Here is a 25925-nt window from a genome sequence, read left to right as displayed (position 1 = left end):
CCTAGGGCTGGTCCTCGTTCACTTCCGGTGTCTGGCCCTTCCTGAGTGTGTTCCGGTTCTCCCAGACCCAGTCCTTGACTTGGTCTCTGGCGATCAACCATGTCTTCTCGACTTGGTAAGCAGGAATCACTCCGGTTTGGAGCCAGCGGTAGACGGTGTTTCGGGACAACCCGAAGATCTCTTCGAGGTCCTGAGGCGTCAGACGCTCCGGGTACTTGGCGAAGAGTGCTTCCAGGTACTTGGGGTCCACGCTCAGTCCGTCCCACCGCATAGAGCCATCGTAGACCACAAATTGGTACTGTGATGTACTGGAGGTGATTGAAAGGTACTAAGGCTGTTGTTGGAGGTCACTTATGGCCTTTCGTGTCGGATGGTACCGATACGATCTTTGCGGACATTAGTAGGGGATGTGAAATGCCGGTCTCAAAGAATCGCTGGGTGACGCTCGGCGCAGAAACTATCGACGAACCTGTTCCAGCCGTCCCGGAAGAGCCGGCCTTCATCCCTACGGGGGCGACGAGGCCGCAGCTCAGTGTTCCGCAGCCGGACCAAGCGGACCGGCTTCCCCGAAGGAACGTTGCGGGGAGGGAACCGGGTTTCTGGTGGCTTGGCGTGCACGGCGGTGCGGGCGAAACGTCGCTTGCACGCCTGGACAAGAACACCAGGGCAGCCGATCATCACTGGCCTTTGACGGCAACCGGGTCCGTCGTCGTCCTGGTTGCGCGTTCCAATATCCCCGGCCTGCGCGCGGCCCGGTTGGCTGCAACTGAATGGGCCTCACGGTCGCTTCCCGGGATCCAGGTCGCTGGCCTGGTGGTCATGGCCGACGCTCCCGGACGGCTCCCCAAAGAAATCCGCGACTTCTCCCGCGTCGTCGGCGGGGGAGTGCCCCACGTGTGGCACTTTCCTTGGGTGGACGGATGGCGTTACGGCCACGACATCGCCCCCGAAGAACTTTCCAAAGAAGCCCGCACCGTCCTTGAGCAGGTACACCTCGCAGTAACTGTCACCGCCGCACTCCCGGCCAAGTAGAAAGAAGAAACCCTATGTTGTTCTCCAAGGCCATGGAATGGTCAAGCTTTGCCATCACCGAGATACCGAACCCGGGCACCGGTGAAGCACCTCCCGGCTCTGAAGGTTTGCTGACGATCCTCAAATGGGTCGCCTGGATCGTCTTCGGCCTGGCCGTGGCCGGCATCCTGATCACCGCCGGAACGATGATGATCAACAACCGACGCGGCGAAGGCGGCGAGCACGCAGGCCGCCTGGCATGGGTCCTGGGCGGCTGCATCCTCGCAGCCTCCGCAGGCGGTGTCGTAGGCGCCCTGGTCTAAGGAGCCGAGCCATGACTGAACCGACAGTGAACGAAGACCAGAATCCGCTGACCAAACCTAAGTTCATCATCTCGGCCGTTGTCGTGGCGATCATCGTCGCGCTCGGAATCAGCCTGGCCCTGCTCCCCAAAGGGGGAGGAAACCCGGCAGCCGAGCCGAGCAACTCCGGATCTGCCACCGCCACTACGCAGCCCAGCACGGCAGCGGCCGCAAGCGTCTGCGGCCTGCCCTCCGGCGACCAGGCCAAGCCAGCCACCGCTCCGACCGACACCAAATGGGAGCTGGTCGGAAAGGTCGCCGCGCCAACATCGCCTACCCAGTTCGGCCCCGGCAAGACCGAACCCAACGGCCTCCGCTCCTGCTTCGCACACTCACCAACCGGGGCGCTGTACGCAGCGGCAAACGTCGCCGTGCTGTCCGCTACGGGGAAGGCTCGACTCGTCTACGAGCAACTAGCAGTCCCTAGCCCCGAACGAGATGCACTGCTGAATCAGCCTGAGCCGCAAGAGACATCAGCTGTGACAGCGCAGATCGCAGGGTTCCAGATCCGCTCATATGACGCCGATCGCGCCGTGATCGTGATTGCAGCAAAGGGCAGCAACGGTGCGCTGGTTTCCGTTCCGGTTCCGCTCCAGTGGCACGGCGGGGACTGGAAGGTTGTTGTCCCGGCAACCGGCAGCACTGGCGGTGGACAGATAAGTGACTTGTCCGGGTACATTCCCTGGTCTGGTGTCTGATGGCCTGCGAAGGATGGGACGCCTTCAGCATCGGCTGTCACGCAGGGGCGGCAATCGAGGACGCCGCGAATGATGCGATCAAGAACCTGGCCAAAGCGATTGCGGATGCGGTCGGACAGACTGTGAAGACGCTCGGGACGTTCTGGGTGAATGTGGGGACCCCCGCCCTAACCGCTGCGCAGGGAGGCTCTACCGCGAGTGATCCGGTGTTGTTCCTGCAGAACAGTCTCTATTTTTGGACAGCGTCTCTGGCTGTGCTGTCTGTCCTTGTGGGTGCGGCAAAGATGGTGATCGAGCGAAGGGGTGCACCCCTGCGTGATCTGGTGCGTTCGCTCGCGACCCTGGTCGTCGTGTCGGGTGCCGGCGTAGCAGCAGTGGGCCTTCTGACGGTCGCGGCCGACAAATTCTCTGCCTGGATCATCACGAACTCCACTGATGGGACCTCGTTTAACGAGAACATCACCTCCCTGCTGAAACTTTCAGCCACCAGCCCAATCGGTTCGATCATGATCATCCTCCTGGGGCTGATCGCGATCCTTGCCTCCGTGATGCAGATCGTCCTCATGATTATCCGCGGTGGCCTGCTCGTCATCCTGACAGGGATCTTTCCCACGGCTGCAGCCTTCACCAACACAGAGGCCGGCAAGGGCTGGTTCCAGAAGTGCACTGCCTGGTTGATTGCGTTCATTCTCTACAAACCGGCCGCAGCGATTGTCTATGCAACCGCCTTCCAGCTGAGCGGAACCAAAATTTTCGGTGACGGCGGAGATGGAAAAGACTTCGGCTCAGCACTGATGACGACAATCACCGGTTTGGCCCTGATGGTCATTGCCTTGTTCGCCATGCCAGCACTGATGCGCTTCGTGACTCCGATGGTTGGCGCCGTCGCCGGCGGCGGTGGAGGACTGGCTGCGGGAACGGTCGGCGCACTGGCTTCCGGTGCGATCAGCATGGGCAGCGCCGGCCGCGGCGGTGGCAGTGGCGGTTCGGTTGCTTCCGCACCGGCCAGCAGCTCAAACGAATCAGGGGGCTCCGAGGATCCATCAGGGTCCGGGGACTCTGGAACGGCCGGTTCGTCGGGGACACCGGGCGAGACGGGGGGAGAAGGCACTTCCTCAGACACCCCGTCTGGAGCCGGCACAGAGGCTGCCGCAACAGAAACCGCCGGCAGCGGTGCTACGGCAGCCGGGGGCAGCGGTGCTACTACGGCCGGAGGTACCGGTGCCGCCTCCGGTGCGGCCACGGCGGGCGGGGCAGCCGCGGCTGGCCCTGCTGCACTTGGCGTGGCCGCGGCGCAGAAGGGCATTGAGGCCGGCCAGGCTGCCGCCGGTGCCGTGAAGACCATGACCGAAGAATCAACGGGGGGTGCCTGAAATGGCAGCGATCGAGAACACCTACAGGGAACCGACCTACGGCAACTGGCGACGTCCGCGGAAGGCCGGCATCGGCACTCTTGGTGGGCTGGCCTCAGCAGGATTGTTTGTTGGCCTCATCATCACGGTGATTTGTTTCTTCGTCGGCGGCTGGTTCGCCGGACTGGTTGCCCTGCTCGTCCTTGGGTTGGCGCTGGCCGTCGTCTCGGTGACCGACAAGCACAACAAGTCTGTAGGGGAGCGGGTCTTCGGCCGTTTGGCATTCCGCTTGGCGCGGCGCAAGAAGGCCAACATCTACCGTTCCGGCCCGTTGGGACTGACGCCCTGGGGCGAGTTCCAGCTGCCGGGGATCGCCGCCGGTTCCAAACTTTACGAGTTCACGGACTCCTATGGGCGCCCGTTCGCGTTGATCCACCTTCCCTCCACCGCGCACTACACCGTTGTTTTCGGGACGCAGCCTGACGGGGCGTCGCTGGTCGATCCCGAACAGATTGATGCCTGGGTGGCTAACTGGGGCGGATGGCTGGCTTCGCTGTCGAATGAACCTGCCGTCGTGGCTGCCTCCGTCACGGTCGAAACTGCCCCCGATTCCGGGGCGCGGTTGCGCCGGGAAGTTGAGTCGAACATCCACGACGACGCCCCTGACATTGCCAAGGCCATGCTCCGGGAGGCTCTGAGAACCTACCCGCAGGGATCGGCCACCATCCGGGCGTGGGTCGCTCTGACGTTCAGCGCCGCTGCCCGGGCCGGCGGCAAGCGACGCACCGCCGACGAGATCGCAAAGGATCTCGCATCACGGCTTCCCAGCCTCACCGAGCGTCTGGAATCCACCGGCGCCGGTGCGTGCGCACCGTTGAACGCCCAGGAACTGTGTGAGGTCGTTCGGGTCGCGTACGACCCTGCAGCGGCACGGCTCATCGACGAAGCCCACTACCAAGGCACCCCCGTTGACCTGAACTGGAGCGACGTCGGACCGTCCGCCCACCAAGCGGACTGGGACGGCTACCGCCACGATTCCGGCCACTCAGTGTCCTGGTCAATGACGGGCGCACCCCGCGGCCACATCCTGGCATCAGCACTGGCCCGCCTGGTAGCACCGCATGGGGAGATTGCCCGCAAACGCGTCACCTTGCTGTACCGGCCGATCGAGGCCGGCCGCGCGGCCGCCATCGTGGAGTCGGACCAGACAAACGCCCTGACCCGGGCCTCCTCGACTAACCGGCCCACAGCCCGCGCTCTGGTTGATGCGCGCGCAGCGCAGGCCACCGCAGCGGAGGAAGCCAAAGGTGCCGGGCTGGTCAACTTCGGCATGGTGGTCACCGCCACGGTGCTGTCGTCCCGTGACCTCGATGATGCCGTGGCCGTCGTGGAAGGCAACCTCGGCCCGTCGGCACGTCTGCTGTTGCGGCGCGCCTACGGCTCACAGGATTCTGCCTTTGCCGCGTCCCTGCCACTGGGACTGGTCCTGCCCAAGCACCTGAAGGTTCCCGAAGAGATCCGCGAGGCCATGTGATGTTCGAAAGCCGTACCAAGCACCAGCGCACACCGGCCCCAGCCACGAAGCTCGCCGCCGCGGTCGCCCGCCGTCCGGGCCTTCGGGGCTGGCGCGGCCGCGGACAGGGCGAAGCAGTCTATGTCACGGCAGCCGACGAATGGCGCGGAACCTCGGTCCAGGTCTGCGGTCTCTGGCCGTTCGTGGGCGGGTCCGGCACCCCGATCCTGGGAGTACCGATCGGAGTTCACACCGACACCGGGGCGCCCTTCGGGGCCGATCCGATCAGCTGGTTCATGCACGGCATGATCAACAACCCCTCCATGTTTGTCCTCGGACTGCCGCACTACGGCAAGTCCACGTTGGTCCGGCACATCGTCCTGGGCCTGGCGGGCCGGGGTATCAACCCGTTGATCCTTGGTGACCTGAAGCCGGACTACGTTGACCTGATCGAAGCCCTCGGCGGGCAGGTCATCAGTCTGGGTCCTGGACGCGGCCACTTGAACGTCCTGGACCCCGGTGAAGCCACGGGAGCCGCCGTCAGACTGCTCGCCTCGGCCGAGGAACACCGGGCCAAGGCTAACCGGATCCTGAACGATCCAGATGGCGACCAGGCTGCGGCCGCGCCGCTGCTGGCTGCCGCGGTGAAGGCGGCGAAGCTGGCCGAACAGCTGATGGCCGACTCGCACAACCGGCGCCTGAACATGATTACGGCGCTGATCACCATCGTGCGGAACGCCAAGCCCAGCGCCCACGAGGAGTCCCTGATTGACCGGGCCCTGCACATCCTGGACGAGCGTCTGGACCGCGTGCCCCTGATCGGGGATCTGATCGAGGTCATCAAAGACGCCCCCGACGAGTTGCGGGCGATCGCCTTGGACCGTGGCGATATGAGCCGCTACCTCGACGCGACCGACCAGCTGCGCCAGTCGCTGTACTCCCTCGACGGCTCGGGCCGGTTCTCCGACATGTTCTCCCAGCCCACAGACCAGCCGATGGACCTGACCAAACCCGTGGTCTTCGACCTCTCAGGGATCTCCGACACACAGCGGGACATCCAAGCTGCCTGCCTGCTGGCCTGCTGGTCAACCGGGTTCGCCACCGTCCAGGTGGCCCACACCCTGGCCGACGCCGGCCTGGAGCCTCGCCGTAACTACTTCGTCGTCATGGACGAATTGTGGCGGGCCCTTCGCTCCGGTGAAGGCATGGTCGACCGGGTTGACTCGCTCACCCGTCTGAACCGTACCGAAGGTGTCGGGCAGGCCATGATCACGCACACCATGAGCGACCTCGAAGCCCTGCCCACGGAATCCGAACGGATGAAAGCCCGCGGATTCGTTGAACGCTCCGGCATGGTCGTCTGCGGCGCGCTCCCAGGGGCAGAAATGGAAAAACTCAACAAAGCCGTCACCCTCTCCCGGGCCGAACAGGCCCGCCTCATCTCCTGGGCTGACCCCGGGTCATGGACTGACGTCGGCGGATCCCGCAAACGAGTCCGCCCGGGCCTGGGCAAGTTCCTCTTCAAAGTCGGCGGCCGCCCGGGCATCCCGGTCGCGCTCAAGCTAACCAGCGTCGAAGAAAAACTGCACGACACGAACAAGCGCTGGACGATCAACAGGAACGGCGAAGGGGAGAACTGATGGGTGCACCAAGCAGCGGCAAGCGGTCCCGGATGGACGGCGAAACCATCCTGCTCTGGGTCTTCATCACCATCGTGGTGCTCGGTGTCGGCTCGGTGGCCGGCGCCGTGCACCTAGGGTCAATGCTGTCCGCTGACGGCCAGAGACTGCCCGCGAACCCGTTTGAACTGGTCTTCGGTCTGCTCTCGCAGAAGGTCATGTGGCCCGCGGCCGCCACCTGGGTACTGATCGGCTTCGGCGTCCTCATCATCGTCGCGGCAGTCTTGTTGGTCCGTGCGGTGCTGCGGAAACGGTCCAAGCGTTCGCGTGTGGACGCCGCCGCCCAGCACATGGCCAAAGGCCGTGACCTGCGCGCCCTGAGCCTGCGCGGGGCCACGGCCACCGCCGAACGTCTCGGAGTGAAGGGCTCACCCGGCGTCCCGGTCGGCAAGACGGTCCTCGGCGGGCAGATGATCTACGGCTCCTGGGAAGACATGCACATCGACATCTGGGGCCCCAGGACGGGCAAGACGACGTCCCGGGCGATCCCGGCGATCCTCGCCGCCCCGGGGGCTGCGCTGGTGACCTCAAACAAGCGGGACATCGTTGACGGAACACGCGACGTCCGTGAAACCGAGGGCCCGGTCTGGGTTTTCGACCCGCAGTCCGTCGCACTCGAGGAACCCGTCTGGTGGTGGAACCCCCTGTCCTACGTCACGGACGAAGTGAAGGCCGCTCGCCTGGCCGATCACTTCGCAGCCGGCTCCCGCGGCCCGGACGCTAAAACGGACGCCTACTTCGATCCCGCCGGCCAGGATCTCCTCGCCGGGCTCCTGCTCGCCGCAGCCCTCGACGACCGGCCAATCACGCAGGTGCACACCTGGCTGACCCGTCCCGCTGATGATGAAGCAGTGGACATCCTCAAAGCCCACGGCTTCGCCCAGACCTCCAACGCCGTCGGCGGCGTCATCAACGCACCCGAGAAGCAGCGCGGCGGCGTGTACGGCACGGCGTTGCAGATGGCGTCCTGCCTCACCAACCGCCAAGTGGCCCGCTGGGTGACCCCGCAGGGGGAGAAGGACGAGCGGCCCCAGTTCGATCCGGCAGAGTTCGTCCGGTCCAAGGGCACGCTGTACAGCCTTTCAAAGGAAGGCAAAGGCACTGCCGGCCCGCTGGTGACGGCGCTGACCGTTGCCACGGTCGAGGCCGCCGAAGAGCTCGCCGTCCACTCGCCCGGGGGCCGGCTGGCCACGCCCATGGTCGGTGTCCTGGACGAAGCAGCCAACGTCTGCCGCTGGCGAGAACTGCCGAACCTCTACAGCCACTACGGCTCCCGCGGCATCGTCCTGATGACCATCCTCCAGTCCTGGTCCCAAGGCGTTGAAGTGTGGGGCCGCGACGGGATGCGCAAACTCTGGAGCGCCTCCAACATCAAGGTCTACGGCGGCGGCGTGGCCGAAGCCGAATTCCTCAACGAACTCGCCCAGCTCGTCGGCGAATACCGCTACTCCAACATGACCAGAAGCCGCTCCAAACAAGGCACCTCCTACAGCCACGACGATGACCGCAAGGAACGCACCCTGGACGTCTCGGACCTGGCCGCGTTCCCTCGCGGCCGTGCCATCATGTTCGCCTCCGGCGCCCCCGCTGCACTGCTGGAGACAGTGCCGTGGATGAGCGGTTCGCAGGCTGACGCGGTGCGGGCCTCCCTCGCCGCACACGACCCTGCGAACAAGCCGGCGGCCGCGGCCGGCAGCCGGTGGATTGCCGCGGGTGCCTCTCATGAGTGAGGGGCTGGGGGAGTGGGACGATGAGCTGGAGGGCACTACTGCCCCCGCCGAGCCGGCCGAGGAGGACTCGGACGCCCCGGAGCTGTTCTACCCGAGCGTCGCCGCATTCGTAAGCAACAAACTGGCCAGCAGCTACCGCCGGCAACTCAACGTGCAGGGCGGTGTGACCTGGTGCCCGCAATGGTGGAAGCACGCCGAAGCCATCAGCCGTCTCGAAGCGCTCTGGCGGGCCTGGGAATTCCTGCGCCTGGATGGCACCACCGGAATGAGCGTGTGGTGGCGCGACCACGCAGACCACCACATGTCAGTTCTGCTCTCAACAGACGGGCCATTCAAAGGCTGCAGCCCCGACGACGGTCATCGCTCCAAACTCGCCCCACTACCCTGCGAGGAACCGCCCACGGGGCTGTTCTAAACCGGCCTGTTGCTGGCTATCGCTCAAGGTGACCACACGGGTTGTCCATAGTTGGGGTCAATCCGGGTTATCCACGCTGGAAATCGGGAGCCATCGGGAAAGCTCCCTCAGCAGCAGTAGCGGTGGATAACCCATCAGGATTGTCCCCGGCTGTGGGCAACGGACATCAATTGCGCCTTTGCGGTGCGGCGCTGACCCACGCGGTAAACTACGGAAAAGGCAGCTTCGTCGCTGCGATTATGGGGGTGGAGTGGTAGCGACAGCGGATGTTTCGGGCCTTGGGGAGCGGCCCTCTGCCACGCGCACTCAGCACGCTATCCGGCTGCTAGTTCTGCTGGCTGAGTGCGGAGATCCAATTAACGGGGAGGGACCCCCGGGCGCGGTGACTGTAATACGCAGCGAATTACGTCTCCAGGCTATGGACTTCTGGATGCGAAATCCGGATTACCTTGCGGACGAACTCGTTGGGATGGTTGAGAATGGCAAGATTGACGACAGCTTCTTGGCTGCTGCCCAAGCGTTGCTCGACGACCCGGAACCAGACCTTCACTGGTACCCCATGCCTCGTTGGTTCTTCGGAGCATACGAACAGCTCGACGACGCCTTTACGCTGCTGGAGACATACGGCCTTGCTTCTCTGACGCGAGTAGGCGAACCAGGTAAGAAGGCGAAACCAGTTCTACTTGACGCAAGCTGGTGCGAATGCCGCTGCGGAACTGGCTAGCGATCCTGTATTGGGATGGTACGGAAAGCAAGTGAGGCTTGTAGCTTTGGTTGCTGGTACGGACGTGGGCAAGCGCCTCAAGGAGCGGCAGTATGAGCAGGCCACATACGCTGGCACTGAGCTGGGTCTGACCATTGCCCCTATCGCATCAAGAGTGCGAGAACGCTTACACGGCCTGCAGGCGAAAACGACGAACTTGGAGAGCAAGAGTGGAACAGGACAAAGTGGGCTATGAGCGTTCTTGCTGACGAGGTCGTGAAGCTGCTTGCGAAGCGGCAGAAAGCGCGACGGCACATCCTTACTTCCCATCAGGTCGACGAGATTCTCGTCGACCTTGGAGTACCTACATCGTCCACCAAGGCCGTCCCCGTTCCGCTGCGTTTAACCCGACTCCAGTTCAGTGGAACGAAGCATCTCCCTCCTGCCCACCCAGATGCCGCAACCCACGGCGTCCAGGAAGAAGACACCCTTCCATTCGTCGAGGAGCCCGTAAACGACGTTCTTGCTAGTGACGACCGCGCAGTACCAACGGTGCATGTGCCATTTCAATTCGAGTGGAAGCCTCAGGCCGGGGTCAATGGAATCGGCTCGGGAAGGAACCTCCGGGGCAAGTCCACGGTCCTCAATGTCCTGATGTGGACGTTGACAGGCCGGTGCGCGCGGTTCCAGCCCGATATCCAGCGATGGATTGAGCACGTTGAGGCTGACTGGACGGTTGGCGCCGAAAGACTTCGAGTCTCCTTTGATGCCGTCAACGGCGTCGCAACCGGCAAGATCGAAAAGCTGGGCGTCGTGGGTGGAGCTGACAAACCTGCGCTTCTCGGGACTTTCAATGGGGACGACTTCGAAAGCGTCATTGGTCATTTGATGATGAACAGGTTGCGCTTAGAAAGCATCCCGGTCTGGACGGACGTGAAGGCCCGTGTGCACGCTTGGCCATCCTACTCAAGTGCCTTCGTCGTACGCGCCAGTCAACTGGACCCAATAGTTGGAAATGAACAGACCATTGCCGTGCGAATGATGCAGATGTTCGTGGGAACTGACTGGGCGCCGGCCCTGGCCGCAGCGTCGACGGCACGTCGGGGAATGGATGCGGAACGATCAGCCGCCTCCGACAAAGCAAAGGCGGCAGCCGACGCCTTTGAGGGAAATCGGCTAAAAATTTTGGAGAAGGTAAAGGACTTAAAGTCCAAAAAGGGTTCACTACCGCCCGAGACGCCGGACGTCGAAGCGACGATTCAAGCCGCGAAACTTGCCTCCGAGCTATCCCGCCAGGTTCATGAGATCGAGACGCAACTGATCGCCCAGTCATCGCTCGTTGAGACGGCGCGTCAGCAGCTGCGAGCGGCTAAGGCCCGTGCCCATACTCACCATGAAAATGTCTTGGCAACCAAGTTTTTCCACCGTATGCGACCGACGAAGTGCCCTCGCTGCGCGGGGGAAGTAACCGCCGAACGCCGTGCTGCGGAACCTGATAAGCATGAGTGCTCCGTGTGCTCCAGCGATCTAAACCTGGATGCATTTCAATCCAACGTTATCGTTGCCTCGTCGGTCCCGTCCGAGGTCACTTCGACCCTCATCGCCGGACTGGCAGCACCGCAGTCGGTAGGTGACGACTCAGACGAAGAAGATTCACCAGACGAAATTGAAGCGACCGGGGCAGCCTTGGAAGCCGCGGAGACAACAGCCGCTGCGTTGGTAGCCCAAATCGATAAGCTCCGCGGTCAGCGCGACGATGCAGCAGCGAAAGCGGAAGCAGGAGCGGCGCTACTCACAGAGCTTGATGAACACAGAAACCTAGAACTCGACCTCGCCCGCGCCGAGGGGGCTCTTGACGCTTTGACCGCTTCCAGCGATCCGAAAAGCTCCGATCCAATCGACCCCGTGCAGGCTGCCGTGGCAGACGCCACGGAGACAATTCTCAAGCAATGGCTGAAGGAGGGCCAAGACCCACTCCTCAAGAACATATCCGCCGACATCGAGAGCGTTGGTCGCGAGTTTTGGCGCAGAAAACATCAAGAACATTAAGCTCGACGGCGCAGCGAATATGCGCCTAACGAAAGGTGGAGAGGACACAACCTTCAGCGGCATCACCGAAGGTGAAAAGCTACGCGTAAAAATCGCTACAGCCATTGCGCTAATTAGGCATGGGTTTGTAGAGAACATAGGCAGGCACCCCGGGCTGCTGATATTGGACTCGCCAGCCGCAGAAGAGATGCCGGATTCGGACTTGGCAACGATGGTAGAAGCCCTCATCGCTGTAACCGAGGAAGCCGAGATGCAGATATTCGTTGCAACCCGAAACACTTCCCCCTTGGTTGATCTTCTTCCCCCGGCAAGTCGAATCGTTGCCGAGGGCGATAACTACGTGTGGTAGCAGCGCTAGTGTGTGTCAGCTTTGAGAAGCCTCATACACAAGCTCTCGTCACGGCAGGGGGCGCAACATGACTGGCGAGCGATCAGATACCCTCGCAGACGACCTCAAGGCTTTACTGGTCGGGGCGCGCGGAAAGACTCCTGCCCCCGATTCTCTTAAAACTATCGGCAGCTGGGAACGAATCGCCGCCGAGGGAACCACACTAGCGGACAATCCTTGGCTAGTCCTGCTTATTAAATTGGTCGTCAGAGATGTAGCAGTACCCGATAACCAAAGCGATGCTAAAGTCGCGGCCCTTCGCTCCATCATTGATGCCGTATCAGCAACCAGAAGCCCGGCCATTTTTGCCGACAGCTTGGGCATTCTCCTTACCAGCCCCACCGCCCTGAGCATGATTGGCGCGGCTCTTACGAGGTCACTCGAAGGCATAGTTGATGCGTTACACGAACTGACGGATAAGACTCCCCAAGCCACGCTTCGAGCCGCGGACGCTCTGGACGCTTTGACCAGACTGACTGTGTCAGGAGTTGCGCGTCCTTTTGGCCTGCTTGCCCGCCTAGACAGGTTTAATGCGCCCGTGCCCAAACCCCTTGCAACGGCAATTATTCGTGCCATAAGTACTGCCGTCGATTACTGGCCACACGCTGAAGAACTGGTTGAAGTCGTCCACTGTGTCGCAGGGATGAAGCCATCCAGTGGGACGCCGTGGCCGGGTGCGGACCCGAATGACGTAGCTTCGGATGCCGCCTGGATACTAGCTGGCATCGAACTGGTTCGGGCTCTTCGTTCTCCAAGCCTTACAACGATGGCGGACTGTCTTCACGAATCTGCCCGTTACTTGAACCTTGCGGCCGATTCCTACGATCGGGAGGACGCTGACATCCTGCTCCAGGTCGTAAACATTCTGCGAGGGTTCATTCGGGAGTCAGGCGCAGAGCCAAACGTGGATTCCTTATCGATGACCCAGTTGGAAGCGCAATCCCTAGACGATCTCGCGCAGCGCATCCGGCAGCTAAACCTCGCTTCAGCTGGATTGAACCACTGGTATAGCGATTCGAAACGATCGGCGCTTCTAGCCTGGCAGCGACTTGCCGATGACCTTGGCAGGATGCGCGTGGAGTTCGCACGTAGCAGCTTTTACAAGGCGGAAGTTGTAGTCGACAACTTGCTGCAGATTTATACAGGTTCACGCTCCATTGCCGTAGCCCGTCTAAGTACCGACTCGGAGGCTCTACTCGATTTCATACAGCCGGTAATTGAGTCCGGTTTTGCCCGTACTGCTGGTCTGATGAGCAATCTTGAGGATCATGTCCATGCCCTCCAGGAGCGGGCAGATGCGCTGGATGAGCCGCCGGAACGCCTTTCCGAGCAGCTGAGGGTCGCGCATAACGTCCTCAACGCTGCGCGAGTTCATGCTCTAAGGGGGGCTGAACCGGAAAAAGAAGACGGCGGTGCGGTCAGAGTCCCGTTACCGCCACCCCTTAACCAGTTGCTCCCGCCAGGACCAGAGACGGAAGAACTCAGAAGAGTGAGCGGGGAGGCCCTGGCCGTACTTGCTAAAGCAATAGACGATGCAAACACCGGAAGGCACAGCCTCAATCTTGTCGAAGCGCAAGTTTGGTCGAAAATCAGGGCAGCCCTCGGCTCCAGTCAGGACTACCAAGGCAGAGCCGCCTCGGCCGTCGACGTATTGCTGCGACTGATGATTAGGTTCGTGACCACTCGGACAAACGCTCAGTCTGATCTGTACTCATACCTTTTTGATCCTGCGGCCAATGAAGATGCCATCCACAGGGATTTGTACAACTACTTGGCCAGCAGTGAACTTGGGTCGATCACCGAGTTCGAAGTGCAGCATGTAGGTGGTGGTCGTGTGGACCTGCGTCTGAAGTTTGACGGCTTTGCGATCCATGTAGAGATGAAAACGGACTCCACTAAGGTGCCCTTGGCCGACAAGACTGCTTATCTCAAGCAAGCGGCGGCATACCAGGGAACAGACATCAGGGTTGGATTCCTCGTCGCCCTGCGACACAAGGCCTTTGATAGCTCCGGTCCAGTCCCCCATCTAAGTGCACTCATCGATCACACAACTTTTGATATCGAGGGGGACCCGGTCCCACGACACATCATCACGGTTCAAGTGCCCGGCAGCCGGACCAAACCATCGCGAATGAAATAGGGGACTAATCGGTTCCTCTACGCTTCATGATCGCGCCCACCGCCACTGATGCAGGGATGTATGGAGCCTTTCATACGCACCGGGGCGGGTCTAGAACTTCTCAGGACGGCTGAGGCGGTGGGCGAAAATAGTGTCAGGTTGAGCCCTAAGACTCTTCCCTCGGGTCGTCAAGCAATAAGAATACGAGCCCTATCCTGACGCATTTGACACCTCATCCTGACGTCAGGCTGGGGTGTAATTCAATCGGACGGTGCACGTGTACATCGACGCTAAGCGGGGCCGATTTTGCGACGCTGAATGGCGCGGTAGCCGGGGCCGGAGCGCCAAGCAGCAGCAGGCTGTTTTAGTGGCAGCCGCAGGATTGTCTGATGGCCAGTTCCGGTATTTGTTTTGTCGATCGAAGCGGTGAGCCGGGTTCATGGATCCGCTCGAGCAGCATACGTGCCGCGCGGCGTCCCAAGGCTTCGCCTTTGGTGTCGACGCTGGTTAGTGGGGTGGCTCCCAGAGGGCTGCTCCGCCGATGTTGTCAGGCGATGCTGTCGCTGTGGCAAATGATGCCATCGGGGAGCGGGCCGGCTTCAATGAGGCGTTGACCGAGATCCAGCCCGCTGACGCAACACCGCGATGATGGACGACGCCCTGAGCCGGGCCATCATTCTCACAGGGGACCTGCTGGCACGGCTGACGCTAATCCTCAGCGATCTGGAGATTGACGAGGATCGCATGCGGACCAACCTGGAAATCACTCACGGGCTCGTTTCCTCGGAAGCCGTCATGCTTTCACTCGGTCACGCCATCGGCCGGCAGCACGCGCATGACGTCGTCTACGAATCTGCTCAAGAAGCGATCAGGACACATCGGCAGTTCGGAGAAGTCCTAGTAGGTGCGAACCCGACAGTCACCGCGCACCTAACAGGCGCTGCAGATCACCTGATGTCGGCGGTCTCGTAGTCGTTGTTCTGTCGTTGCCTCGGGGTGGCGTGTTGTTCAGAAGTTGGAAGCATCAGCGGCGCGGGGTTCCCGAATTGATGTGCCACCTCGTGGTTGCGGGTAGCCCAGCGCGCGGCATTGGCAATGACGCGCTGGATGCCCTTGTGGTGATAGGTGGGGTACGTTTCATGGCCCGGGCGGAAGTAGAAGATCTTTCCGGCGCCGCGCTGGTAGCAGGCCCCGCTGCGGAATACCTCCCCGCCTGTAAACCAGCTGACGAAGACCAAGGCGTCCGGGGTGGGTATGTCGAAGAATTCGCCGTACATTTCTTCCTGGTCCAGGATGAGGCTCTCTTCCACGCCTTCAGTGATCGGGTGTCCGGGTGCGACGTTCCAGAGGACCTCGCTGTCCGTGCTTTCCCTCCATTTGAGATTGCAGCTGGTGCCCATCAGGCGTCGAAAAATTTTCGATCCGTGCCCGGAGTGCAGCACAATCAGTCCCATGCCGTCGAGGACGCGCTGCTGGATACGATCCACCACAATGTCGTCGACCTCATCGTGTGCACCGTGACCCCACCAGACGAGTACATCGGTGAACTTCAGAACTTCGGGGCTAAGTCCGTGCTCCGGTTCGTCGAGGGTTGCGGTCGCAGCATCGATTCCCTGCCCACGCAGCGCGGCGGCAATCGTGGTGTGAATGCCGTCCGGATAAATCGCGGCTACTTCGGGGTTGTCTTTTTCGTGGCGAAATTCGTTCCAGACTGTGACTTTTGGCATCAGATTTTTCCTTGGGTTGCTGCTGTAGAGTCCGTGGCACGAAGGAGCGAACGGATGTCCTGTGGCATGTTTGTTTTGGATGATTCGATTGCGCCGAGAGTCATTGCGAGAGTGGGGAGGTTTGCCTGCCCACTCGTCACGGGAGGACGCCCTTCGCGGATAGCCGATCGAAACTCCGAAAGCGATCCGACGCGGTCGAACGTGTCCATCCTCGGAAGGGTGAGGACCTCGACAGGCCCGTTCAAGGGGCGCACGATGACTGCATCCGAGGCCGTACCGGTGTCCGCCCGTCCTGTCCATTCGATCGTGCCTCCGGAACATTCGATCAGCCACTCCCCAGCCCAGAGAGTCTCCTGTTCGGTACTCACCCAGCTTCCCTGATAGTTGACGACGGCTCCGCCGTCGAAGACCAGGGTGGCCATGGCAGCAGCGGGGTCCATGAACTTGCTCCACGGGGGATTCCAGGCGTGGCAGTCGATGTGCACAGGCTCCTGGCTGGTGATGTACCGCATGAGGTCAAAGTGGTGAATGGACATGTCCATGAGGAGCGGGTCGGCCAGTCCGTAGTGGCGGTTAGTGCCGATCGGAGCGCTGTTGGCGTACTTCCGGAACTTCACGGTCACTGAGCCGATGTCACCAAGTGCCTTTTCCCGGACGAGCCGGGAAACTGTCTGCGCCGCGGGGTAGAAGCGGTAATTCTGGCTGACCATCAGTAGCCGGTCGGAGGCTGCAACCGTCTCCACCATCTGCTCTGCGTCGCTGAGTGTGGCCGCGATGGGCTTCTCGACCAGCACGTGCTTGCCTGCGGACAGGGCTTCGATGGCTACCGCCGCATGGCCGGGCAATGCCGTCGTTACCAGAACGGCTTCTGCATCGGTAGCTGCGATGGCTTCTGTAAGTGAGGCAAAGCAAAGGGAAGGATCGGTTTCGACGTCGGCGCTCAGCAGCTTGAGCATCTCGGGTACCACGTCGACATAGCCCACTGTGCTCAGGAGGGTTGGGTGCTTCTTGAGTTCGGCTGCCCAGGAACGCCCCCATCCTCCGAGTCCTACCTGAAGGATTCGCAGAGGAAGCGATGGTGGATGGCTCAGGGACGTGGGCAGCGGAGAGGTTACGGTCATTGGGGTTTCCTTTCGTTGTTCCGGTCGCTATGCACCAGCGGTGTTTTCCTGCGATGAGGTTTTTCTGGCCTATGACGTAGACGGCGATGACGCCACCGGCAAGACAAGGAGTCGTTGAAGGCGAGACAGCCTTCAGGGGTTGCAAATAGTTTCTTGTCGTTGGGTTGGGGGTGTAGTTCAGGCTGATGGGAAGGTCAGAGAACACGCTGGCAGCAGTCGGGGGTGCTGGAGGCGTTGCGGTGGAGTTCCGGCGCGTCCTTCGGACTGGGTCTACACAAGGTCTGGTCAACCCGTCTCAATGGCTTCCTGTCCCACGGGGAACTGGTACAGCTGACCGAAGTCTTTGAGGACATTGAGATCGGAAGGCTAAGGTTCGGTGAAGACCTCAGGAAATCGCTTGGAATCACTGGCCCAAGCCGCGCTCATTGTTTAAAGGCATCCGATGAGGATCAATGGAATCCTGCGACAAAAGAGTGGCTCCGACAGACAAGCCGAAATTATTGGGCTAGCTGGTCGTTGCTTGCAAGGCAGCGCCCACGACGCCCGCAGAGTTTTCCAAGCTGGCCGGGATAACCGGGGCACGGAGTGACAGGCGTGGCAGGTATTCGTTGCTGCATGCCGAAATTCCCCCACCGATGATGATCAGGTCAGGTGAGAAAAGGAACTCCACATGTGACAGATACTGTTGCAGCCGGTCGGCGTACTCCACCCAGCTAAGGCCTTCATTTTCGCGGGCGATGGCCGATGCCCGGGATTCTGCCTTGTAGCCGTCAATCTCCAAATGGCCCAGCTCGAAATTGGGTACAAGCTTTCCATCAACTATGAGTGCTGATCCGATGCCCGTTCCCAAGGTAAGGACCAGGACAACGCCGTGTTTGTCCTTCCCCACGCCGTAATGGGTTTCTGCCATACCAGCTGCGTCAGCGTCATTCACGACGCAAACGGGCCGACCGAGCCGTTCCCGCAAGTAAGCCTGAACATCCAGTCCGATCCAGCTGTCGTCCATGTTTGCTGCCGACCTGGCCACTCCATGCTGGACTATCGAGGGGATAGCGACCCCGACAGCAGGGTCGGTCTGCCCAGGGCTTTCGGATCCCAGCTCATCTATGAGCTGGGACAAGGTGTCTGCGACTGCATCGGGTCTGCCGGAGGTAGGTGTCCGGAGTTGACGGACGCCGCTGACCGGGGTGCCGTTACTCATGCTGATGATTGCACCCTTGATCCACGTCCCGCCGACATCGATTCCTATCCGAAAACCTAGTCCGGACGGCACGTCGGTGATAGCGGTTGAGGGTCGTGTCATCACGTTTCCTTTGCATAGTTATGGGGGCATGGCCGGAGGCGTTGTTCGGGTATTTCTTCGTGCTGCTCGGTTCGGCGGCATGGCAAGGAGGTGCCTCCCGGCGCCTAGGCGCCGGGAGGCTGTCCAGTGCCCGGTACGGCTACGGCTGGAGCCAGGCAGTGGTCGCACCGGGCAGGGAGTCCGCTTCGAGTGGCGAACTGGAGACCAGAACCTCGCCGGCGGGCAGCTCGACGGTTTCTGTGCCGAAGTTCGTGACCGAGGTCCAGCCGTTGGGGCGTCGGAAGGCCACGACGTCGGTCCGGCCGGTCTCCAGCCATTCCAGGGTTTCGGCGGTTTGCAGCTGTGACCGCAGGGCCAGCGCCCGGCGGTAGAGGGACAGGGTCGAGTCCTCCTGCCCTTCCTGGGCTTCCACTGAGTAGCCGGCAAACCATTCCGGCTGCGGCAGGTGGGCGCCGGCTGCACCGAAACCGAACGAGTCGCCCGACGCTGTCCAAGGCAAGGGGACACGGCAGCCGTCGCGGCCGATTTCCACGCCTTTGTTGCGGAAAAAGGCCGGGTCCTGGCGCTCTGCGTCGGGGATTTCGCTGCCGACTTCCTGCAGGCCCAGTTCCTCACCCTGGTACAGGTATGCGGAACCCGGGAGGGCGAACATCAGCAATGATGCGGCGCGGGCGCGTCGCAGGCCGAGTTCGACGTCGACATCCTCCTGCTTGCCGCCGGCGAGCAGCCACTGCTTTCCGGCCTGGCCTGCCATGATCTCGCCCTCGGCGGAAGGCCCGGACACGGGGAGCCCGTAGCGGGTGGCGTGCCGGACGACGTCGTGGTTGGAGAACACCCACGTGGAGGAAGCGCCGGAGGCCTGAGCCTCGGCGAGGTTCTTGGTGATGATTTTCCGGAACTGGGCGCCGTCGAAGTCTGCCTGCAGCAGGTCGAAGTTGAAAGCCTGGCCCAGCCCCTCAGGGCTGGCATAACGGGCCCGGCGGTCCGCGTGCACCCACGCCTCGGCAACGGCAGTGCGCGGCGGATTGTATTCGTTGAAGACCTTCCGCCACTCGGCGTAGATCCCGTGGACTTCATCGCGGTCCCAGTACGGATGTGAACCGGCAAGGTAAAGCGCCTCGCCCTGGGCTTCGAGGTCTGCCTTGCTGGGCAGGGACTCCTCGAGATTCTTAGTCAAGGCATGGGCGACGTCGATGCGGAAACCGTCCACGCCACGGTCGGACCAGAAGCGCAAGGTCTTCAGGAAGTCTTCACGGACCTCGGGGTGGTCCCAGTTAAAGTCCGGCTGTTCCTTCGCGAAGATGTGCATGTACCACTGCCCTGGGCTTCCGTCCGGTTCTGTAATGCGCTCCCACGCCGGGCCCCCGAACACGGAGTCCCAGTCCGACGGCGGCAGCTCACCGTTGTCGCCCAGTCCGTCGCGGAAGATGTAGCGGTCGCGGGCCGGGGACCCCTTAGGCGATGCGAGGGCTTCCTGAAACCACTCATGGCGGTTCGAGGAGTGGTTGGGCACGATGTCCACAATCAGCTTGATACCGGCGTCCTGAAGGGCCGAAGCCATGGCGCCGAAGTCCTCCAGCGTACCGAGCCGCGGATCAACGTTACGGTAGTCGTCCACGTCATAGCCGCCGTCGGCGAGAGCTGAAGGGTAGAAAGGGCTCAGCCATACCGCGTCGATTCCCAGATCCTTCAGATACGGGACCTTGGCGGTGATGCCGTTGATGTCACCGATGCCGTCACCGTTGGAATCAGAGAAACTGCGGGGGTAGATCTGGTAGACCGAGGCCTGGCGCCACCAGTTTGGGGTCGGCCATGCGCTCGGATTTTGAGGAGTTTGCCGGAGAGGCGATGGTGGACAACGGTATGATCCTTTTTCTTATTAATGCGCGTTGTTGCTGGTGATTTGGTCTGGTTATTTCACGGCCGCGCGTATTACTCGGGAAAGGTGGCACACACCGTGGGGCCGCTTCCAAACCATCCCACGCCATCTTCGGCCGGGTTGGAGGGGCCCACGTTGCATTTTTGAAGGAGCGGACCTAGCTCACCGTTGGTTACTGTGGCTAGGTCCGTCGGCTACTGGGTTCCGGATACCGCACTGAGCAGGTGCGTGGCATTGTCGTATCGGAATGTAACGGAACCGCCTGGGTGCTCCAGCACGATGTTTGAGCCATTTCGTACCCCGTCTGCTCCGTAATTTTCATCCCAATTGCCGTTGAGTGCGGCCTTATATTCGTACCGCCCGGCTGGCAGGTCCATGGTGAGGCGCGTCTCCCGGGTATCTTTGGGACCGACCGGATGGAAGGGCCGGAACAGTGTCTGCAGTCAGTCAAGCGGTTTGGCGTCGGGAATCGAGTTGATACGTGTAGCCAAAAGGGACTGCATTGCTGAGGCCGACGACGAAGTGTCCGTTTCCGAGCCGGGTCACCAAGATGCCGTGCGTCCGTTGCCGCCTGGCGCTCTCGATCATCCGGTCCACCGCCGCAGTGATGCAGCGGTCCATGGAAGCCCCGTCGCGGACCTTGATATCGATGGGTTCCACATCTTGCATGTTCATGACTTGCTCAACTCGCTGGGTCGGATAAGTAGGGCGGTATAGCCCTGCGCTTCTTCATACAGGGTTCGAAGTTCGACGCCGTAAGCAGCGTACTTACTCGTAGTTAGGCCAGGAAGATTTCGGTCAGTGCTCCCATCAGGTCAGGTTCAAGGTTCATGGACTGAAGGTGGCTGATCAACAGGGCAGGGTCCGGACACTCCTGGATCTTCTTGAAAATGCTGTCTTTGAGGTGGAAGTCGATCTGGGCGTCGGTGAGAAGTTCAAGCGCGCGGACGGGGGCTTCATTCATTGCCAGATTCATGCCGCTCTCAAAGGTGAGTTGGAGTCCGTTTTCGGTAGCGACGTTCTCTACGCGGATGGTGGTGGTGTTGGTGGCGTGGTTGGTCGTGAGTGTGTACTCCAGAGGCCGTCCTGAGCTGGTGACGGCGACATTTCGCGGGGCAGCGAAGCCGGTGAACGACAGGTCATAGTTCCGCCGTGCCGGGAGCGCTGAAGTGTGGCCAACCGCAGGGTAGACGGTAAAAGTCCCGGCTTCCCAGTCCAGCTCCATGCCGGTGCGGGCCGGTTCCGGGGCTGACATTGGTTCTGTTTCGTCGTCTTCGATCAAGTCGAATGACCCTGAGGCGCCTGCGAAGATCCGAAGTTCTAGGCTCGTGGGGTTGGCTGTTCCGTTGCTGGCTTCGCTTCGCTCGGTGAGGGGGATGATGGCACCGGCCAGTGCCAGTGCGGGAATGTGCTCCGGGCGGCGGTAGAGGTAGATGGAGCGGTCGCCGCGGTAGATCATGCCGGTGAAGAAGTCGATCCAGGTCCCTTCGGGCAGCCACGCCTTGGTTTTGCCAAGGTTAAGGGGCGTTTTCTGGGGAGAGGTGATCGGGCAGACCATCAGCTGCGTGCCGAACAGGTACTGGTTAGGCACCTCATAGGCTGCTTGGTTGTCCGGGTGTTCGTAGTACATCGGCTGGACCAGCGGCAGACCGTCGTACGAGGCGCGGTGATTCATGGTGTGCAGATACGGTATGAGCTGGTGTCGGAGTCGGAGGTAGTCCTTCATGATTTCTCCCGCGCCCGTACGGAAGCGCCAGGGCTCTTTGCCGGTGAATGGGCTTGCGGAGCTGTGCAGCCGCATGAGGGGGGAGAACACCCCGAACTGGGTCCATCGGACTGCGAGGTCGTCGTCCTTGTATCCGCCCATGTGGCCGCCGATGTCATGGCTCCACCATCCGTACCCGATGTTGGAGGCGGTGGCGGTGAAGTAGGGCTGGAAATTCAGGGATTCCCAGGTCACGATCGTGTCGCCGGAGAATCCGACGGGGTAGCGGTGGCTGCCGGGCCCGGCGTACCGGGAGAAGGTGAGAGGACGTTTGCCGTCGCGTGCGCTGTCCAGGAAGTGCAGGTGGTTAAGCACCCAGAGCGGGTCGAGGCCAGGCACTTTGGAGTGGCTTCCGGATTGCCAGTCCAGCCACCAGAAGTCCACGCCGCGCTCCTCGAGCGGGTGGTGGAGTTCCTCGAAGTAGGCTTTGAGGAAGGCAGGGTCGGTGACGTCGAAAACTATTGGGTGTTCTTCCGCCGGGTCCAGGCCGAGGGTGCGGGCCACGGCGGCGTAGGTGTCTTCGTGGGCTCGGACTCCGTCGGCAGGGTGGACGTTCAGGGTCAGCCGCAGGCCGTTTTCGTGCAGCCAGTGCGTAAATTCGTCCGGGTCCGGGAACAGGTCCGTGTTCCAGGTGTAGCCGGTCCAGCCACTTCCGTGCTTCGGGTCGATGTCCACGTGGTGCCAGTCCATGTCCAGGACGGCGACAGAGAAGGGGATTTCCTCGGTTTTGAAACGGCCGATGAGTTCTTTGTATTCGGCGGCTGTGTACCTGTAGTAGCGGCTCCACCAGTTCCCGAGGGCGAACCTGGGGATCATCGGGGTGTTGCCGGTCAGGCGGTAGAAGTCCTGCAAGCAGTCGCGGTAGTGGCGACCGTAGCCGAAGAAGTACAGGTCCTGGCCCTGGCCGGGTCTTGGTGAGAACCAGCCGTCGTCTTCGAGAAGCAGGGTGGCGCTGTCATCGATTACGGCGTAGCCGTTGCGGGACATTAGCCCCGGTTCCAGGGGCACGGCGCCATCGGCGTTGTCCAGGGTCCTGGCGGTTCCGCCGAGGTTCTCGCCGGCTTCGGAGTACCGCCAGAGGCTGTGATAGGCGCTGAGGTTGCCCCTGACCTGGATGGTGAGGCCGTTAGGGGAAAAGGGCTTCTTGTCATAGGTCAGGTGCAGGTGTTCTGTGATGATTTGCAGGTGGCTGGCTTCGTCAATGACGCGGAATTCGGGCTGGTCGAACCGGCGGTTTAGCGCCATTTGGGAGGCGCGGTCTTCGAAGGTGCCGTCCTCGCTGTATTCCATCCGGATCATTCGGGAGGTCAGGATGGTAAACCGGTACCGGTCAGCGCGGATGACGGACGTTTCAGCGGCGGCCGGATCGGTTGTAAGCCGCAGATGCGGTGCTAGGCGTTCGGTTTCGAGGCGGTTTTTTTCAGATGTGAGAGTCATAGTAAGCCTTGTCAGCGATCAAGTTCCCGTCTGAGGCCCACCGATGGGGTGGCGCCGGCGGGACAGTGGTGGGTAAGGGGCGGTTCAGCCCTTTACGGAGCCGGAGGTTGCGCCGGCGACGAGGTAGCGCTGCAGGCCCAGGTACATGGCCAGGACCGGCAGGGACGCCAGCAGCGCCCCGGCGGAGAAGACGCCGAAGTTGGTGTTGCGCTGGCCATCGATCAGGCCGAAGAGTCCGACCGCGAGAGTCTTGGACTCGTTGGCGGTAAGGAACACCGAGGAGAGGAGAACTTCTCCGTAGGTCCCGACGAAGGTCAAGAGCGCGACGGTGGCGAGGATGGGTTTGACCAGGGGCAAGACGATCAGGAAGAACGTCTGGGCATGGGAGGCCCCGTCGATCCTGGCCGCTTCATCAAGTTCGCGCGGGACCGTGTCGTAGTAGCCCTTCAGGAGCCACACGTTGCCGCCAAGGACGCCGCCGAGGTAGGCCAGGATCAGTCCCCAGGAGGAGTTCAGGCCCAGTGCCGGGAAGATGTCCCCGATCTGCACGAACATCAAGTACAGGGCAATGAGTGCAAGCAGGGAAGGGAACATCTGCAAAAGGAGCAGTCCCAGCAGGAACTGGTGTCTGCCGCGGAAGCGCAGGCGGGAGAATGCGAAGGCTGCGGCGCCGGAAATCAGAACCGTGGCCACGGTGGCACTGACGGCGACGACCACGGAGTTGATAAACCAGTTGCCAAATTCGAGGCCGGGGGTGGCGAAGAGCTTGGTGAAGTTTTCTATGGAGGCTGCGGTGGGGATGACGGAGGTGCTCTGGAGGGTGCCAATCGGGTTCAGGGCTGCGGAGATGATGAACAGGATCGGGAAGACTGCGAAGACAAGCGCCAGCAGCGCAACGAGGTAGCGCCATCCGTCGCGCTGCCACCAGGATCCGTGGATCCCGGATCCGGTCCGGCGTCTGGGCGTTTCGGGTCCGGCTGCGGGCGTGGGCAGGGAGGTATTCAGGGTGGTCATTGGCTGTTTTCCTCCAGTGCCTGAGTACGGCGGAAGGTGGAGATGGACATGAGGGCGACGATGATGAAGATGAAGATCGAGATCGCCGCGGCGAAGCCGAACTGTGCTCCGCCTCCGCCGAAGGCGAGCCGGTAGGTGTAGCTGATCAGCAGATCGGTGGCCCCCGCCTGTGGATTGTCCGGTGCGAACGGACCGCCCTTGGTGAGCAGGTAGATCAGGGTGAAGTTGTTGAAGTTGAACGCAAAGGAGGCCACGAGCAGGGGTGCGACAGCGGTGAGCAGCATGGGCAGGGTGACCGCGCGGAAGGCCTGCCAGGGTGAGGCGCCGTCGATTGTGGCTGCTTCGGTGAGGCTGGCCGGGATGGACTGCAGCGCTCCGGTGCAGACGATGAACATGTAGGGAAAGCCCAGCCAGAGGTTGGTCAGCAGCAGTGCTGCTTTGGCCCAGAACGGGTCGCCCAGCCAGTCGATATGCAGGCCGGTCATGTTGTTGATCAGGCCGAAGTCCGTGTTGTACATGCTGGCCCAGACGAGGGCGGTGATGAAGCCAGGCAGGGCATAGGGCAGCAGCAGCAGGGACCTGGTCAGCCGCTGCCCGATGAGTTTCCTGTTCAGGACCACGGCCAGCAGCAATCCGAGTGCGAACGTCGAAGCCACGGACAGTCCTGCGAAGGCGATGTTCCATGTGAGGATGCCGAGGAAGCTGTTGCGCAGTGTTGTGTCGGAGATAATCCTGGTGAAGTTATCGAAGCCGACAAACTGCTGCCAGCCCGGGTTGAGCGAAGGGCCTTGGCCGTCCGCGGGAACCCAGCTGGCATCGCGGGCAATGTAGGTCTTGCCGTTTGAGGCGTCAGTGATGGTGTCAGTGGCCTGATCGTAGGTGTACTGCATTTTGCCCAGGAGCGCCTGCGAGAGTCCGACCTTTTTCACGGCCTCGCCGTCACCGGCCGGCACTTGGAAGGCGTCAAATTCTGCTGACCTGGCGTTGACCTGGACACCGCTGAGGATGTCATAGCCCTCCGCTGCGGTGACCTTTCCGCCTGTCAAGGTGACCTCCGAGGCGGGGAGCGGTTCCAGGCCGTCGCTGTCGCCTTTCTGGACCGTGCCGGCGGGGTCGGAGAGAAGGTAGACGAAGTCTGCGATGGCCGGGTCGCTTCCTGACGGTACCGCAACGGAGAGGGTGTAGCGGGGGCTCCCGGGCTGTTCCAGAATCTGGCCGTCCACCGTGATGGAGCGGATGGACTCTTCCTTGGATACGGTGTGCCCGTCCGAGCTGTTGGTGAAGGCGGTGTAAAAGGTGTACGCGACCGGATAGATCTGGAACATCAGCATCAGCAGAATCCCCGGCACCAGGTACTTCAGCGGTATCGCACGGCCGGTGGCGTAGACGGCGACGACGACCAGGGTTGCTGCGGCGATGACGGCTGCGGCGATCCATTGTTCCTGGCCGATGGTGATGGAGATGCCCTGTATAGCCACAGCGAGCACCACGGCAAGGAGGAAGTACCGCACGAACAGGCCGAAGCCGCCCGTTCCGGAGGTGGGACGCAGGCTACGCCGGCGCTGCCCGTCCGAGGGTCCGGCGGGGGTCACGTCCGGCCGTTCTTTGAGTGAAGTCATGGAGTGTCCTTTCAAGGACGCCGGGGGCTGTCCGGCCCCCT

Annotated in this window: 22 protein-coding genes and 2 pseudogenes; 13 read left to right on the top strand and 11 right to left on the bottom strand. The window is 61.8% G+C overall.

The annotated features are described in order from the left end of the window. Nucleotide 1 precedes the first annotated feature (1 nt). Nucleotides 2-271, bottom strand: coding sequence for a helix-turn-helix domain-containing protein (locus tag ABIE00_RS25295; protein WP_087874229.1), 270 nt, complete (start codon nt 269-271; stop codon nt 2-4). Nucleotides 272-438: 167 nt separating this feature from the next. Between ABIE00_RS25295 and ABIE00_RS25290 the strand changes: the two genes are divergently transcribed. The 12 genes from ABIE00_RS25290 (at nt 439) to ABIE00_RS25235 (ending at nt 14040) form a co-directional block, all read left to right on the top strand. After that, nucleotides 439-1032, top strand: a complete 594-nt coding sequence (locus ABIE00_RS25290) for a DUF6668 family protein (protein WP_354263678.1) — start codon at nt 439-441, stop codon at nt 1030-1032. Nucleotides 1033-1046: 14 nt separating this feature from the next. Further along, nucleotides 1047-1334, top strand: coding sequence for a hypothetical protein (locus tag ABIE00_RS25285; RefSeq protein WP_009358107.1), 288 nt, complete (start codon nt 1047-1049; stop codon nt 1332-1334). 11 nt (nt 1335-1345) lie between these two features. Beyond that, on the top strand, nt 1346-2071 hold the full coding sequence (locus tag ABIE00_RS25280) for a DUF8175 domain-containg protein (protein WP_354263677.1): 726 nt from the start codon (nt 1346-1348) through the stop codon (nt 2069-2071). Then, nucleotides 2071-3444 carry a TrbL/VirB6 family protein gene (locus ABIE00_RS25275; RefSeq protein WP_502914306.1) on the top strand — a complete coding sequence of 458 codons (1374 nt, stop codon included), beginning with the start codon at nt 2071-2073 and terminating at the stop codon, nt 3442-3444. The genes ABIE00_RS25280 and ABIE00_RS25275 overlap by 1 nt, the downstream gene beginning before the upstream one ends. 1 nt (nt 3445) lies before the next feature. Beyond that, nucleotides 3446-4957, top strand: coding sequence for an SCO6880 family protein (locus ABIE00_RS25270; protein ID WP_354263759.1), 1512 nt, complete (start codon nt 3446-3448; stop codon nt 4955-4957). Continuing rightward, a complete protein-coding gene (locus tag ABIE00_RS25265) occupies nt 4957-6576 on the top strand; it encodes a putative type IV secretion/conjugal transfer ATPase (protein ID WP_354263675.1) in 1620 nt (539 codons plus the stop codon). Before ABIE00_RS25270 ends, ABIE00_RS25265 begins: the two co-directional genes overlap by 1 nt. Then, nucleotides 6576-8345, top strand: a complete 1770-nt coding sequence (locus ABIE00_RS25260) for a type IV secretory system conjugative DNA transfer family protein (protein WP_354263674.1) — start codon at nt 6576-6578, stop codon at nt 8343-8345. Before ABIE00_RS25265 ends, ABIE00_RS25260 begins: the two co-directional genes overlap by 1 nt. Beyond that, the gene (locus ABIE00_RS25255; RefSeq protein WP_354263673.1) at nt 8338-8760 is read left to right on the top strand and encodes a DUF4913 domain-containing protein; all 423 of its coding nucleotides are present in this window, start codon (nt 8338-8340) and stop codon (nt 8758-8760) included. Before ABIE00_RS25260 ends, ABIE00_RS25255 begins: the two co-directional genes overlap by 8 nt. A 418-nt stretch (nt 8761-9178) precedes the next feature. Beyond that, nucleotides 9179-9484 carry a type 2 periplasmic-binding domain-containing protein gene (locus ABIE00_RS25250; protein WP_354263672.1) on the top strand — a complete coding sequence of 102 codons (306 nt, stop codon included), beginning with the start codon at nt 9179-9181 and terminating at the stop codon, nt 9482-9484. 231 nt (nt 9485-9715) lie between these two features. Then, on the top strand, nt 9716-11512 hold the full coding sequence (locus ABIE00_RS25245; protein ID WP_354263671.1) for an ATP-binding protein: 1797 nt from the start codon (nt 9716-9718) through the stop codon (nt 11510-11512). 19 nt (nt 11513-11531) lie between these two features. Further along, on the top strand, nt 11532-11861 hold the full coding sequence (locus ABIE00_RS25240) for a hypothetical protein (RefSeq protein WP_354263670.1): 330 nt from the start codon (nt 11532-11534) through the stop codon (nt 11859-11861). Nucleotides 11862-11928: 67 nt separating this feature from the next. Then, on the top strand, nt 11929-14040 hold the full coding sequence (locus tag ABIE00_RS25235; protein ID WP_354263669.1) for a hypothetical protein: 2112 nt from the start codon (nt 11929-11931) through the stop codon (nt 14038-14040). A gap of 343 nt (nt 14041-14383) precedes the next feature. On the opposite strand, the gene ABIE00_RS25230 is transcribed toward ABIE00_RS25235, so the two are convergent. Further along, complete coding sequence (locus ABIE00_RS25230; protein WP_354263758.1) at nt 14384-14545, bottom strand: substrate-binding domain-containing protein; 162 nt, start codon at nt 14543-14545, stop codon at nt 14384-14386. A gap of 119 nt (nt 14546-14664) precedes the next feature. On the opposite strand from ABIE00_RS25230, the gene ABIE00_RS25225 reads away from it, so the two are divergent. Further along, nucleotides 14665-14991: a lyase family protein gene (locus ABIE00_RS25225; protein ID WP_354263668.1), complete on the top strand. Its 327-nt coding sequence runs from the start codon at nt 14665-14667 to the stop codon at nt 14989-14991. On the opposite strand, the gene ABIE00_RS25220 is transcribed toward ABIE00_RS25225, so the two are convergent. The 9 genes and pseudogenes from ABIE00_RS25220 to ABIE00_RS25180 all read right to left on the bottom strand — a co-directional run bounded on the left by ABIE00_RS25220 (nt 14967) and on the right by ABIE00_RS25180 (nt 25884). Then, complete coding sequence (locus ABIE00_RS25220) at nt 14967-15746, bottom strand: ThuA domain-containing protein (RefSeq protein WP_354263667.1); 780 nt, start codon at nt 15744-15746, stop codon at nt 14967-14969. The two genes, ABIE00_RS25225 and ABIE00_RS25220, sit on opposite strands and share 25 nt — an antisense overlap. After that, entirely contained in the window at nt 15746-16867 is a 1122-nt protein-coding gene (locus tag ABIE00_RS25215) for a Gfo/Idh/MocA family protein (protein WP_354263666.1), read from the bottom strand. Before ABIE00_RS25215 ends, ABIE00_RS25220 begins: the two co-directional genes overlap by 1 nt. Before the next feature lie 505 nt (nt 16868-17372). Then, on the bottom strand, nt 17373-18170 hold the full coding sequence (ppgK, locus tag ABIE00_RS25210) for a polyphosphate--glucose phosphotransferase (protein WP_354263665.1): 798 nt from the start codon (nt 18168-18170) through the stop codon (nt 17373-17375). A gap of 139 nt (nt 18171-18309) precedes the next feature. Next, nucleotides 18310-20029, bottom strand: a pseudogene (locus ABIE00_RS25205) (glycoside hydrolase family 13 protein). Between the two features lie 214 nt (nt 20030-20243). After that, nucleotides 20244-20435: pseudogene (locus ABIE00_RS25200) on the bottom strand (pullulanase X25 domain-containing protein); the annotation flags it as partial. 61 nt (nt 20436-20496) lie between these two features. Beyond that, nucleotides 20497-20724: a hypothetical protein gene (locus ABIE00_RS25195; protein ID WP_354263664.1), complete on the bottom strand. Its 228-nt coding sequence runs from the start codon at nt 20722-20724 to the stop codon at nt 20497-20499. Between the two features lie 103 nt (nt 20725-20827). Further along, on the bottom strand, nt 20828-23251 hold the full coding sequence (locus tag ABIE00_RS25190) for a glycoside hydrolase family 31 protein (protein ID WP_354263663.1): 2424 nt from the start codon (nt 23249-23251) through the stop codon (nt 20828-20830). Nucleotides 23252-23335: 84 nt separating this feature from the next. After that, on the bottom strand, nt 23336-24265 hold the full coding sequence (locus tag ABIE00_RS25185; RefSeq protein ID WP_354263662.1) for a sugar ABC transporter permease: 930 nt from the start codon (nt 24263-24265) through the stop codon (nt 23336-23338). Continuing rightward, nucleotides 24262-25884 carry an ABC transporter permease subunit gene (locus tag ABIE00_RS25180; RefSeq protein ID WP_354263661.1) on the bottom strand — a complete coding sequence of 541 codons (1623 nt, stop codon included), beginning with the start codon at nt 25882-25884 and terminating at the stop codon, nt 24262-24264. The genes ABIE00_RS25185 and ABIE00_RS25180 overlap by 4 nt, the downstream gene beginning before the upstream one ends. Nucleotides 25885-25925: the final 41 nt, after the last annotated feature.

Source organism: Arthrobacter sp. OAP107 (genome assembly GCF_040546765.1).
GTDB lineage: Bacteria > Actinomycetota > Actinomycetes > Actinomycetales > Micrococcaceae > Arthrobacter.
Note: the sequence above shows the minus strand (reverse complement) of the source record. Positions and strands in the feature narration are given on the sequence as shown.

Bases quoted from the DNA above. Each gene is read 5' to 3' on its own strand.
- ABIE00_RS25295 (WP_087874229.1), bottom strand. From the start codon at position 271: ATGCGGTGGGACGGACTGAGCGTGGACCCCAAGTACCTGGAAGCACTC.
- ABIE00_RS25285 (WP_009358107.1), top strand. From the start codon at position 1,047: ATGTTGTTCTCCAAGGCCATGGAATGGTCAAGCTTTGCCATCACCGAG.
- ABIE00_RS25280 (WP_354263677.1), top strand. From the start codon at position 1,346: ATGACTGAACCGACAGTGAACGAAGACCAGAATCCGCTGACCAAACCT.
- ABIE00_RS25275 (WP_502914306.1), top strand. From the start codon at position 2,071: ATGGCCTGCGAAGGATGGGACGCCTTCAGCATCGGCTGTCACGCAGGG.
- ABIE00_RS25270 (WP_354263759.1), top strand. From the start codon at position 3,446: ATGGCAGCGATCGAGAACACCTACAGGGAACCGACCTACGGCAACTGG.
- ABIE00_RS25265 (WP_354263675.1), top strand. From the start codon at position 4,957: ATGTTCGAAAGCCGTACCAAGCACCAGCGCACACCGGCCCCAGCCACG.
- ABIE00_RS25260 (WP_354263674.1), top strand. From the start codon at position 6,576: ATGGGTGCACCAAGCAGCGGCAAGCGGTCCCGGATGGACGGCGAAACC.
- ABIE00_RS25255 (WP_354263673.1), top strand. From the start codon at position 8,338: ATGAGTGAGGGGCTGGGGGAGTGGGACGATGAGCTGGAGGGCACTACT.
- ABIE00_RS25250 (WP_354263672.1), top strand. From the start codon at position 9,179: ATGGACTTCTGGATGCGAAATCCGGATTACCTTGCGGACGAACTCGTT.
- ABIE00_RS25245 (WP_354263671.1), top strand. From the start codon at position 9,716: ATGAGCGTTCTTGCTGACGAGGTCGTGAAGCTGCTTGCGAAGCGGCAG.
- ABIE00_RS25240 (WP_354263670.1), top strand. From the start codon at position 11,532: ATGCGCCTAACGAAAGGTGGAGAGGACACAACCTTCAGCGGCATCACC.
- ABIE00_RS25235 (WP_354263669.1), top strand. From the start codon at position 11,929: ATGACTGGCGAGCGATCAGATACCCTCGCAGACGACCTCAAGGCTTTA.
- ABIE00_RS25225 (WP_354263668.1), top strand. From the start codon at position 14,665: ATGATGGACGACGCCCTGAGCCGGGCCATCATTCTCACAGGGGACCTG.
- ABIE00_RS25220 (WP_354263667.1), bottom strand. From the start codon at position 15,746: ATGCCAAAAGTCACAGTCTGGAACGAATTTCGCCACGAAAAAGACAAC.
- ABIE00_RS25215 (WP_354263666.1), bottom strand. From the start codon at position 16,867: ATGACCGTAACCTCTCCGCTGCCCACGTCCCTGAGCCATCCACCATCG.
- ppgK (WP_354263665.1), bottom strand. From the start codon at position 18,170: ATGACACGACCCTCAACCGCTATCACCGACGTGCCGTCCGGACTAGGT.
- ABIE00_RS25195 (WP_354263664.1), bottom strand. From the start codon at position 20,724: ATGAACATGCAAGATGTGGAACCCATCGATATCAAGGTCCGCGACGGG.
- ABIE00_RS25190 (WP_354263663.1), bottom strand. From the start codon at position 23,251: ATGACTCTCACATCTGAAAAAAACCGCCTCGAAACCGAACGCCTAGCA.
- ABIE00_RS25185 (WP_354263662.1), bottom strand. From the start codon at position 24,265: ATGACCACCCTGAATACCTCCCTGCCCACGCCCGCAGCCGGACCCGAA.
- ABIE00_RS25180 (WP_354263661.1), bottom strand. From the start codon at position 25,884: ATGACTTCACTCAAAGAACGGCCGGACGTGACCCCCGCCGGACCCTCG.